Source organism: Brevundimonas sp. UBA5713 (assembly GCF_002419815.1).
Classification (GTDB): Bacteria; Pseudomonadota; Alphaproteobacteria; order Caulobacterales; family Caulobacteraceae; genus Brevundimonas.
The window spans coordinates 8,727-17,006 of the sequence record NZ_DIGV01000057.1; the positions used below are offsets into that span (position 1 = coordinate 8,727).

8 protein-coding genes are annotated in these 8,280 nt (G+C 62.5%); 3 read left to right on the plus strand and 5 right to left on the minus strand.

Annotated elements, in window-relative coordinates:
* From B3B04_RS14665 to pdeM, 3 genes are all read left to right on the plus strand, one after another.
* Positions 1–137, plus strand: a 137-nt coding sequence (locus B3B04_RS14665) for a hypothetical protein (protein WP_414632082.1), incomplete at its 5' end; no start/stop codon positions are given.
* A 32-nt stretch (positions 138–169) separates the two neighbouring features.
* Positions 170–2,605, plus strand: coding sequence for a ligase-associated DNA damage response DEXH box helicase (locus tag B3B04_RS13625; protein ID WP_292043663.1), 2,436 nt, complete (start codon positions 170–172; stop codon positions 2,603–2,605).
* Positions 2,605–3,324, plus strand: coding sequence for a ligase-associated DNA damage response endonuclease PdeM (pdeM, locus tag B3B04_RS13630; protein WP_292043665.1), 720 nt, complete (start codon positions 2,605–2,607; stop codon positions 3,322–3,324). Before B3B04_RS13625 ends, pdeM begins: the two co-directional genes overlap by 1 nt.
* Here pdeM and B3B04_RS13635 read toward each other — a convergent pair.
* The 5 genes from B3B04_RS13635 to B3B04_RS13650 form a co-directional block, all read right to left on the minus strand.
* Positions 3,311–4,576, minus strand: a complete 1,266-nt coding sequence (locus tag B3B04_RS13635; protein ID WP_292043667.1) for an NAD(P)/FAD-dependent oxidoreductase — start codon at positions 4,574–4,576, stop codon at positions 3,311–3,313. The genes pdeM and B3B04_RS13635 overlap by 14 nt on opposite strands.
* Positions 4,577–4,651: 75 nt before the next feature.
* Positions 4,652–5,293, minus strand: coding sequence for a hemerythrin domain-containing protein (locus tag B3B04_RS13640; RefSeq protein WP_292043668.1), 642 nt, complete (start codon positions 5,291–5,293; stop codon positions 4,652–4,654).
* Positions 5,294–5,305: 12 nt separating this feature from the next.
* The gene (locus B3B04_RS13645) at positions 5,306–6,790 is read right to left on the minus strand and encodes a catalase (RefSeq protein ID WP_349679375.1); all 1,485 of its coding nucleotides are present in this window, start codon (positions 6,788–6,790) and stop codon (positions 5,306–5,308) included.
* Complete coding sequence (locus B3B04_RS14615; RefSeq protein WP_349679376.1) at positions 6,781–7,440, minus strand: catalase; 660 nt, start codon at positions 7,438–7,440, stop codon at positions 6,781–6,783. The genes B3B04_RS13645 and B3B04_RS14615 overlap by 10 nt, the downstream gene beginning before the upstream one ends.
* 192 nt (positions 7,441–7,632) lie before the next feature.
* Positions 7,633–8,280: type 1 glutamine amidotransferase domain-containing protein (locus B3B04_RS13650; RefSeq protein WP_292043669.1), on the minus strand; the 648-nt coding region annotated here is incomplete at its 5' end.

An 8,280-nucleotide genomic window follows, 5' to 3' on the forward strand; every position in this document is an offset into this window, starting at 1 on the left:
AACGCTCCACCCGCCACAAGTCCGGCGTCGCCATGCGCTTCCCTCGCATCAGCCGCATCCGCTGGGACAAGCCTGCGAGCGAAGCGGATGAGTTGGGGGTGCTGGAGGGCATGTTGGCGGCGGCGGAAGGTGGATGAAACCTACCGCTCCCTCCCCCATATTAGATGCCATGACACCGTCATCGTCAGTCCTTCCGCCCCACTTCTCCGACTGGTTCGCCAGTCGGGAATGGAGTGCACGTCCGCATCAGTTGGCGATGGTGGAGAAGGGGCTGGCGGGTGAGGACGCCTTGCTGGTGGCACCGACGGGCGGGGGCAAAACGCTGGCGGGGTTTTTGCCCAGCCTGATCGAGCTGTCGCAGCGGAAGAAAGCCCCGGGCGAACTGACGTCGGTTCACACTCTCTACATCTCGCCGCTGAAGGCGCTGGCGGTGGATGTGGAGCGCAACCTTTTGACGCCGGTGGGCGAGATGGGACTGGATATCGCCATCGAGAGCCGCACGGGCGACACCAACCAAGCCAAGCGCGCGCGCCAGAGGCTGGCTCCGCCCGACATTCTTTTGACCACACCCGAGCAGTTGGCCCTGTTCTGCGCATGGGAAGGGGCGCGGGACTATTTCAAGGACCTGCGCTGTGTGGTGATCGACGAGATCCACGCCATCCACGGGTCAAAGCGCGGAGACCTGCTGTCGCTGGGGCTGGCGCGGTTGCGCAGCTTTGCGCCCAAGATGCGCAGCGTCGGCTTGTCGGCGACGGTCAGTGATCCGGCGGCTATCCGAGGCTGGCTGTCCGATAAGGGCAACGACATCGTATTTGGTCAGGCGGGTGCGCCGCCGGAACTGGATGTGCTGCTCAGCGAAAACCGTGTGCCGTGGGCGGGCCACACCGCCCAACACGCGATGCAGGAGGTGTATGACACCATCAAGAGCGCCGAGACGGCGCTGGTTTTCGTCAACACCCGCTGGCAGGCGGAATATGCGTTCCAAGAGTTATGGCGGCTGAACGACGACAACCTGCCCATCGCGCTCCACCACGGCAGCCTGAGCGCCGAGCAACGCCGCAAGGTCGAGGCGATGATGACCAAGGGCCTGCTGAAGGCCGTGGTCTGCACATCTACCCTCGATCTGGGCATCGACTGGGGCAATGTCGATCTGGTGATCCAGCTGGCCGCGCCCAAGGGATCGTCGCGTCTGGTGCAGCGGATCGGGCGAGCCAATCACAGACTGGACGAGCCATCGCGGGCGGTGCTGGTCCCTGCCAGCCGGTTCGAGATGCTGGAATGCCAGGCTGCCGTCGAGGCGGTGATGGAGGCCGCCCATGATGGCGAACCCATCCGCAACGGGGCCAAGGATGTGCTGGCCCAGCACGTTATGGGCGTGGCCTGTGCCGAACCGTTCGATCTGGAAGCCCTATACGACGAGGTCATCACCGCCGCCCCCTATCGCGACCTGACGTGGGAAGACTGGGAACAGGTGGTCGATTTTGTCTCGACTGGCGGCTATGCGCTGAAATCCTATGACAAATACCGCCGCATCATCCGTGGCCGCGACGGGCTGTGGAAGGCGCGCACGAAAGAGATCATCGCCCGCCACCGCATGAATGTCGGGGCCATTGTCGCTGCGCAAACGCTTACCGTCCGCACCAAGGGCAGGCGCGGCACGGGTCGCAAGATCGGTGACGCCGAAGAGACCCTGTTCGAGCAGATGAGCATCGGCGACAGCTTTGTCTTCGCGGGCGAAATCTGGCGTTTCGAAGGGGTAGAAGGCACCAACGCCATCGTCAGCGCGACCAGCGATGATGACCCGATGGTGCCCAGTTGGGGCGGGTCACGCATCCCCATTTCCTCGCACCTCGCCTATCGCGTGCGGCGGTTGATGGCCGACCGTGACACGTGGCGACGTATGCCTGCCGATGTTCAGGAATGGCTGGAGGCGCAGGACGACCATTCGGGCATCCCCGCCATGGATGATCTGCTGGTCGAGACCTTCCAGCGCGGCAAGCGCCATTTCATGATCGTCTATCCGTTCGAGGGGGTCTTGGCGCACACCACCTTGGCCATGCTGCTGACGCGCAGGCTGGACCGCGCAGGCGTGGGGCCGATCGGCTATGTCGCCAATGACTTTTCGCTGTGCATCTGGTCGATGCGGTCGATGGCGGACCTCGATTTCGACGCCCTGTTCGAACAGGACATGCTGGGCGATGATCTGGAAAGCTGGCTGGACGAGAGCTTCATGATGAAGAAGTCGTTCAAGGAATGCGCCCAGATCGCGGGCCTGATCGAGCGGCGCATGCCCGGCCATGAAAAGACGGGCCGTCAGGTGACCTTCTCCGCCGACCTGATCTACGACACGCTAAGACGCCATGATCCCCAGCATCTGCTTTTGCGCTGCGCCCGCGAGGATGCGGCGCGGGGGCTGCTGGATGTGGCGCGTCTGGGTGAACTATTGTCGCGTATCCAAGGACGGATCAGGGTCTATAATCTGCCGAAAGTCTCGCCCTTTGCCGTGCCCATGCTGATGGAGATCGGTAAGGAACGCGCCCCCGGAACCTCTGCTGCCGATATGATGCTGGAAGACGCCGCCCTGATCGACGAGGCCATGAGCTGATGCAGATTGGCGTGGCGGGTGAGCCGTGCGTGCTGCGCGCGGCGGGGACGCTGTGGCTGCCACAGCACAAGACGCTGGTGGTGTCGGACCTGCACCTTGAAAAGGGCTCGGCCTATGCGGCCAAGGGCCAGTTGCTGCCGCCCTATGATACGCGCGAGACGCTGGATCGCCTGCTGGCCGAGGTGGCCGAAACCCAGCCGCGCACCCTGATCCTGCTGGGTGACAGCCTGCACGACATGGGAGCCATCAGCCGCATCCCCGTGGCCGAGCGCGAGGCGGTGATCGAGCTGGCGCAGCAGCTCGATCTAGTGTGGATCAGCGGCAACCACGACCCCGACGGCGGCGCAGCCTTTGGCGGGCGCTCGACCGACGAAATACAACTCGGCCATCTAACCCTGCGCCATGAACCGCAAGCGGGTCTGCAGGTCGGAGAGGTGGCGGGCCACCTACACCCCTGCGCCCGCGTGATCGGCCCTGCCGGAGCGGTGCGCCGCCGCTGTTTCCTGTCCGATGGCCAGCGGCTGATCCTGCCCGCCTTCGGGGCCTATACCGGCGGGCTGAACGCGCTGGACAGTGCCTATGACGGCCTGTTCACGGGCAAGACCTGCGCCTACCTGCTGGGGCATAAGATCACCCCCGTCGCCACCCATCGGCTGGCACCGGACGGGCGTCAGGCCGTGACGTCCAGAGCAAGGTCTGCCGCGCCTAGCGTGCGGTGAACAGTTCGGTGTCGGGATCAGGCTTACCGCAAAGGGCGGCGGTGACGACCTGGCTGGCGATGACCGAATAGGTGATGCCATTGCCGCCCAGCCCTGCGACGGCCCAGACGTGGTCCATGTTCTGCACGGGGGCGATGAAGGGCAGGCCCGTGGTGCTGTTGCCGAACGCGCCGGCCCAGACATAGTCGGGCTCCAGCTCGATTTCGGGCAGCATGGCCTTCAGCTTGCGCCTCAGGGTCTCGGCCTTTTTCTTTAGCAAGGCGGGCCGGGAGTGGCGCGCCTCGGCCTCTTCGTCCTCTCCGCCCAAGATGATGCGGCCATCGGGCGTAGAGCGGAAATAGAGGTAGGGGTCGGACGCCTCCCACACCATCATGGAGGTCAGCCACGCGGGCATGGCGGTCTTGGGCTTCGACGCCAGCGCCCATGTCGAGAGGATGTCGGCCTTGGGGATGCTGACCATATCGGGCAGTTCATAGCCCGAACAGAACACCACCTTGCGGGCGCGAATGGCATGGCCGCTGTCTGTCTTGAGCGATACGCCATCAGGGTCGGACAGCACATCGACCACCTCGACCGGCGATAACACCTTTGCGCCCGCCTCTTCGGCGCGGCGCATCAGGGCGGCGGCCAGCTGGCCGGGGTCGGCAGAGGCCGAGTGCTGGCTGAGGATGGCTCCCGTCCGGTCAATGCCGAACCGCTCGCGCACCTGCGCCCCCGTCAGATATTCGCTGGGAAGGCCCGCCGCCTGACGTGCCTCCGCCTCGCTGCTCAGGGCGCGGTGGCCGTACTCATCACCCGCCAGATAAAGTGTGGCGCGCGTTTCAAATGCACAGCGAATGTTCTCGGCCTTGATCAGCTCGGCCAGATCGCCAAGCGCGCGAAAGGTGCGCTGATAAACGCGGCGGGCATGGTCTTCGCCCACCGACTTGGCCAGATCGGTCATCGGCAGATCGACCTCCCATTGCAACATGGCGGTCGAGGCGACGGTCGATCCCGTCAGCGGCGGCCTGCGGTCCAGCACCAGAATGCGCGGATCATGGCCCAGCACCTTTTTCAAATCCTTGGCGGCGCGGGTCAGGGCATGGGCCATAAAGGCCCCCGTGATCCCGGCACCGATCACCACCACATCGACGGACAGCGACTGCGACAGCCCCTTTGACGGCACGCCGGTAAAGGCGCTGTCCTGCCATAGGGAATGGCCCGTTCTCAGGTCGCGTTTTTGGGTGGCCGATCCTTTGGCTGTTGCGGTCATTGCCCTCTCCCAGCGCCCGATGATCGGGCCCAATTGAAAACAGGCGCAGCCACGGCCGCGCCTGTTTCCGATCCGTCACTTCAGGCGGATTTTCTTCTCGATCTTGGCCGCGGCCTTCTCTTCTTTTTTGCGGCGTTCAAAGACCTTCTGGATGTATTTCAGGTCTTTGTCGGACAGCACCTTTTCGGCGGCCACGAACTGTTCCTGCTCCTCTTCGCCGACGTGGTGCAGGTACTCTTCCTTCAGAGCCGCAAAGCGACGAAGCCAGCCCGGCGAGGAATAGTCGCGCGCCGCCAGATCAGCCATCAGCTTGTCCAGCTCCTTATGCTCGGCCACGGCGTGGCGGGCATCGTCGGTGGCCGACGGCTCGCGCAGGACAGAAGACCACAGCGCCTGATCCTCGGCATTGGCGTGGGCCTGCACTTCCTTGACGAATTCCTCAAACAGCATCTTGCGCTGTTCGGGCTCGCCGCTGGTCGTTTCCTCAATCATGGCGATCAGGGCGCGGTGCTTGTCATGGTCCTGCACCAGACGGCCGAAGATGTCCGGATTGCCCCGGAACTTGGTCTTCGGCGTCGAGCCGATGCGGGCGGCAAGGTCCGGCGCAAAGGATTTGGCTTCGGCGATGGCGTCGGCCTTGGCCTTGGTCGGATCTTTCTTGACCGGTTTGGCGGCCTTTGCGGCCGCCTTCTTTTCGGTGGTTTGAGCGGTTGCCATAAATCGTTCTCCTTACGGCAGGTCGCGAACCTTGGGTTCACGCGCCCAATGGCGCACCGGCCCCACATTGATGAGATCCTCAATCGGCACCACGCCCTCGTCCTTTTCGACATTGGCCTTGTCGAGCAGGACTTGCGTGCCCTTGCAGTGGGCAATGGTCTTGCAATGGGCGAAGGCATCGGCGAACCACTGGATCGCCGCGGCATTCTTGGTCAGCTTTTCCGCCGCATCCGGCATGAGGATGGAGGCCACGGCGTCGAACACGACAGACGGCGCGCCTTCCAGCTTTTCGTCGGCCTTCAGTTCGCCGCCCTTGACCTTCAGGCCGCCAACCTTGGGGGCCACCAGTTTCACGCTGCCGCCGGCCTTCTCGACATCGGCCTTCAGCTTATCGATGCTTTCCTTGTCCGAGCCTTCCGCGAACAGGATGCCGATGGTGCGGCCTTCAAAGGTCTTCTTGGCCTGCTTCTGGATCGACAGGGCATCCGACGGCTTCATATCCACCGGTTCCTTGGCCGCCTTGGCCTTTTCAGGCAGATCCATCGCCAGACCATCCGCGATGCGCTTGGCCATGTCCTCGTCGATGTTTCTCAGGCGCGACAGCACACGGGTGCGGACATGCTCGAGGTTGACCTTGGATAGCTCGAACACGATGGCATCGCGAATGTGGGCCTGTTCGTTCTCGGTCTGCGAGCGGTAGAACAGGCGCGCCTGCGAATAGTGGTCGGCAAAGGTGTCGGCGCGGATACGCAGCTTTTCACTGCCGTCATTGCGCTCGCCGTTTTCGCGGAAAGAGGTGAAACCGGTTTCGGGGCAGGCGCGCGGGCCGGAGTTTTCGCCCGCCTCATCAAGGCTGTTCGGCTCATAGTTGGCGCGGCCCACCGGCACCTGCGTCTGCATCAGCCCGTCGCGCTGGAAATTGTGGAACGGGCATTTCGGCGCATTGATGGGGATCTGGTGGAAGTTCGTCGTGCCCAGACGCGACTTCTGCGTATCAAGGTACGAGAACAGACGCCCTTGCAGCAGCGGGTCATTGGTAAAGTCGATACCGGGGATCAGGTTCGACGGCAGGAAGGCAGCCTGCTCGGTCTCTGCAAAGAAGTTGTCGACGTTGCGGTTCAGCGTCATGCGGCCGATGATTTCGACCGCAATCTCTTCTTCGGGGATCAGCTTGGTTGCATCCAGCACGTCATACGGCTGTTTGGACGCCCATGCCTCATCGAAAACCTGAACGCCAAGGTCCCACTGCGGATAGTCACCGTTCTCGATAGCTTCATACAGGTCACGGCGGTGGAAGTCGGGATCGGCACCGGCGATTTTGACCGCCTCGTCCCAGGTGGTGCTCTCGATGCCCAGCACCGGCTTCCAGTGGAATTTCACGAACTTGCCTTCGCCCTTGGCGTTCACAAAGCGGAAGGTGTGGACACCAAAGCCTTCGATGGTCCGCAGCGAACGCGGGATGCCACGGTCAGACATGGCCCACATGATCATGTGCATGGNNCGAAATCCCAGAAGGTATCGTGCGCCGACGCTGCCTGCGGATAGCCCTTATCGGCCTCCATCTTCACCGAGTGGACGAGGTCCGGAAACTTCATCGCATCCTGAATGAAGAAGACCGGAATATTGTTACCGACCAGGTCCCAGTTCCCCTGCTCGGTATAGAGCTTCACGGCAAAGCCACGCACATCGCGCGGGGTGTCGATCGAGCCTGCACCGCCCGCCACGGTCGAAAAGCGCACGAAGACCGGACACTCATTGCCTTCCTTTTGGAACAGAGCCGCCTTGGTCAGCTCCGGAATGGCCTTTGTCACCTCGAACACGCCGTGTGCGCCCGAACCGCGTGCGTGGACGATCCGCTCGGGGATACGTTCATGGTCAAAGTGGAAGATCTTCTCGCGAAGGACAAAGTCCTCCAGCAGGGTCGGGCCACGCGCGCCGGCGCGCAATGAGTTTTGGTTGTCGGAGATACGATGGCCGAAATTGTCGGTCAGATGGATTTGGCCGTCACCATGATCGGCGCTTTTGGCCGCAACCTGCTGGGTTTCACCGCCGTTTCCGTGGCGAGTGTCTACAGGGGTTTGGGCGAAGCCTTGAGGGAAGTCGTGCAGCGCGTTTTCGGTGCTGGGGGACGGGTCGCGTTTGGCCATGTCTCATCTCCAAGGTCATTGCAGCGGACGAGATTTGACTTGGCGAGTACCTGAACCGGCACACCCGAATGTCACGCCCGCAGTGTCCTAATCCCGACACATCGGACGTTGTTCCCCGAGACATCCCTTTCTTTATTAGGGCTATTCGGGGAACCAAATTTGGCTTTGCGGTATCACAGGCCGTTCAAGGGCTTATGCAGAAAGTGCCCGCAAGATAGCCGCGTTGAAGGCAGGGATATCATCTGGATTGCGGCTGGTGATCAAGCCGCCATCCTCCACGACCTCGCGGTCAACCCACTGACCGCCTGCATTCTGGATATCGGTCTTCAGGCTGGGATAGGACGTTAGGGTGCGGCCACTTACCAGTTCCGCCTCTACCAGCAGCCACGGCGCATGGCAGATGGCAGCAATGGGTTTGCCCTGGTCCGCAACCGCCTTGGCCAAGCCCACCACCTTTTCCTCGCCGCGGAATTTGTCAGCGCCGACAGTGCCTCCGGGAACGATCAAAAGGTCGAAGTTATCCGCGCTTACTTCATCGATGGTTTTATCAATGGCATAGGTTCGGGCGGGGTCCAGGTCGTTATTGACCGTCTCCCCTTCCCCCGGCTCCAGACCGACAACCACCACCTTGACACCGGCCTCTTTCAGCGCCGCGTGGGGCTTGGCAAACTCGGGATCTTCAGTGCCTCGGGGAGCCAGAAGGATCGCAACCGTTTTTTCGGTCATAGACATGACTATCTCCTCGTCGTGTGGAGATAGTCCAACGGGCTGAATTTCACGCTGTTCCGGAAAGTCCGCGATCCCACGCAGACGTGGTTCCGGACAGCAAAAAGCCCCGCT

Bases quoted from the DNA above. Each gene is read 5' to 3' on its own strand.
- B3B04_RS13625 (WP_292043663.1), top strand. From the start codon at position 170: ATGACACCGTCATCGTCAGTCCTTCCGCCCCACTTCTCCGACTGGTTC.
- pdeM (WP_292043665.1), top strand. From the start codon at position 2,605: ATGCAGATTGGCGTGGCGGGTGAGCCGTGCGTGCTGCGCGCGGCGGGG.
- B3B04_RS13635 (WP_292043667.1), bottom strand. From the start codon at position 4,576: ATGACCGCAACAGCCAAAGGATCGGCCACCCAAAAACGCGACCTGAGA.
- B3B04_RS13640 (WP_292043668.1), bottom strand. From the start codon at position 5,293: ATGGCAACCGCTCAAACCACCGAAAAGAAGGCGGCCGCAAAGGCCGCC.
- B3B04_RS13645 (WP_349679375.1), bottom strand. From the start codon at position 6,790: ATGCACATGATCATGTGGGCCATGTCTGACCGTGGCATCCCGCGTTCG.